The sequence below is a fragment of the Gottfriedia sp. NPDC056225 genome, from assembly GCF_042267765.1.
Classification (GTDB): domain Bacteria; phylum Bacillota; class Bacilli; order Bacillales; family Bacillaceae_G; genus Gottfriedia.
In genome coordinates this window covers 1-2,727 of the sequence record NZ_JBHJTJ010000122.1, presented here as the reverse complement: position 1 = coordinate 2,727, position 2,727 = coordinate 1, and the positions used below count along the sequence as shown (strand labels likewise).

The 2,727-nt window shown below is 30.0% G+C and carries 2 protein-coding genes; one reads left to right on the top strand and one right to left on the bottom strand.

From position 1 onward, the window contains the following. Positions 1–424: 424 nt before the first annotated feature. A complete protein-coding gene (locus ACFCYN_RS25300; protein ID WP_375952926.1) occupies positions 425–1,777 on the top strand; it encodes a L,D-transpeptidase family protein in 1,353 nt (450 codons plus the stop codon). Between the two features lie 179 nt (positions 1,778–1,956). Here ACFCYN_RS25300 and ACFCYN_RS25295 read toward each other — a convergent pair whose 3' ends face one another. Continuing rightward, a complete protein-coding gene (locus ACFCYN_RS25295) occupies positions 1,957–2,334 on the bottom strand; it encodes an HNH endonuclease family protein (RefSeq protein ID WP_375952924.1) in 378 nt (125 codons plus the stop codon). Positions 2,335–2,727 lie beyond the last annotated feature (393 nt).

Here is a 2,727-nt window from a genome sequence, read left to right as displayed (position 1 = left end):
CAGTAAACGTTTACATAATTATGTTAACATTTCAAAAGGTAAATTTTACTAAAACTCTTTGTCAGTTTTGTGAATATTTTCACATTTTTCACGCTCTTTCTAATAATTTGCATTGGATTTGGATTCTCATAAAGCCCCAGCAAATTACCAAGTTCTTTAGAATTTCTTAAGCATTTAACTTTATACTTAATTATCAAATCTCCCTTTTTTTATTTATTATTTTAAAACTCGTATTTTACATACAGTTTTTTTACTTCAAAAAAACAAATTGTTTACAAGTTAGAAACATCCAATGACATAAATAGAGACAATTAAAAAGTACGATACAAATATAAGATTTCAGGAGAGTGATGTGTGGAAAAAGAAAGTTGGAGTTCACAAATTTAATAACCTATAAATATATACGTTAATAAGGAGAGAAACCATGTCTAATAAGATTATTTGGGTACTTCTGGGAATGTTTTTAATTCTCTTACCAACAGCAAATGCAACAACTTTTAAAGTAGGTTTTAGCAGTAAAAAGTTCTCTCATTATATAGATGATCTAAATTTAAATACTTCCCATTCTACTTATGGTCAGACAATTGATGTAAGTTTAACGACGAAGAAAAATGTTGATACAGTTTCGTTAACATTTTTAAATGGTACGAATCAAAAAAATGTTATTTTATCAAAAACATCAGCGCATCAATTTTCGGGGAAAATAAAGATTACAAGTTCATTTACTAAAGGTGAATATAAACTTAAATCAATTAAATTAGATCATAAAAATCTAGTAATCTCTGATAAAAAAATTAGGTTTTTCGTTTTAGATTTACCGACTCCAAATATTGATCCAGTTACAAATCAATCAACATCCATTAATGGGTCATTTTTATCAAATAGTCATGTAGAATTGTATAATGATTCTACATTAATTGGCACTGTGAAAACAGACGAAAATGGTGAATTCAATTCTGTAATAAAACGAGTCAAAGAATTTACCAAGTTAACAGTCATAGGTGTTAGCGAAGGAATTCAAAGTAAACCTTTTACAATCGATGTAAATGATACGATTGCACCAATCATTTCTTCTGTTTCACCTGTTACTGATCAATCTCAGTATGTTAATGGAAAATCTGAGCCTTCTACATCTGTAAAAATTTATAACAATGAAACACTAATCGGTGAAAGTATCGTTAACTCTACAGGAAAGTTCGATGTTAAAGTCGGTAAACAAGCAACGAATTCATTACTTAAAGTTATCGTTATTGACCAAAGCAATAATCAAAGTAAACCATTTACTGTACGCGTATCACATTACACACCACCAGCAATACAAAATCCGGTGAAAAGTAATTCGTCATTATCAACTGGTCAGCTGATTATTATCAATTCACAGACAAATAAGTTAACTTACTATAATAATGGTAAAATTATTAAAATCTTCAATGTTGCAACAGGCAAGTCGGCAACTCCAACGCCTACTGGAAAGTTTACAATCGTAAACAAAATTAAGAACCGCCCATGGTACAAAGGGAATATTCCTGGTGGTGATCCTAGAAATCCACTTGGAAAACGTTGGATGGGATTAAGTGTTGGTGCTGCTTATGGAATTCACGGAAACAGTAATGAAAGTTCGATTGGCAATTCAGTAAGTTCAGGTTGTGTTCGTATGCATAATAGTGATATTCAATGGCTATTTGAACAAATTAATGTTGGTACAACTGTTATTATCGCTAAATCTTCAAATTCTAATATGGCAATTGCCCATTCATATGGTATATCGATAGCATAGGTAAAGAAGAGGCTGTCTCTTTGGTCGTTTTTTTGACTAAGGGACGCCTCTTTATTTGAATAGCTATGTGTGAAAATGAATGCTAACAATAGTTGAAAGCCAGTCAATCGTAAAGAATTTTGGTTAACTATCCATCTGTAAAGCTATCCATCACAATGTAGTTATATATACTCGTATACCTAAGAAATAAATTCTGATAACAGTTTTTTCATCTCAGTCCCATGCTGAATGATTTCCCTTCCATTCCAATCATCATTATTTTTAGCGAGTTTTTCCATTAGCTCAAATTTCAAACTCTGACTCGTTGAGCTAAATTCTTTGATTTTTGCTGATGGCATTAGGTTTGAACAGAGAGAATTGTTCCTTCGTGCCATGATACAGAGGTTGCCAAAGTTAGTAAGATATTCCTCGTCCAGTCGTGCATGATTTTCATCCTGATTAGGATTTTGTGGGTAAAAGTGTTCTATTGAATTTCTATATTTAAATTCAAATTCACTCGCTTTAATTCCAAATTCCTTACCTTCAATTTCTTGTTGATACCAAAGAACGAAATCCAAGAAATTAAAAACATAGTTAGGTGTATCGGCGCCTCTATCATAAACTGTCCCGTCAACAGTTAAAGCATTAAAACTTATTAAAAATTAATATAAAGATGAATCAATTAATTTTTATATCCCTAGTGTAAAAATTCCCTAAACTTAATTTATTTAAATGTATAGGGAATTTTATCTTAGACAACCATATTAATGATTCAATTAAAAGGATTTGATTATAAATACGAAAAGTTTCTGGGAAATCATAAGAAAAATATTTACCGAGATTATGCCGACATTGAAATATATTATGTCTTTAATTTTTAATCCTAATAGAACAGAAAATAATAATGAAAAAATAATAGGTGTAATATATTTATAATCTTGTAAGGTAAAGAATATTTGATTATTAAATAG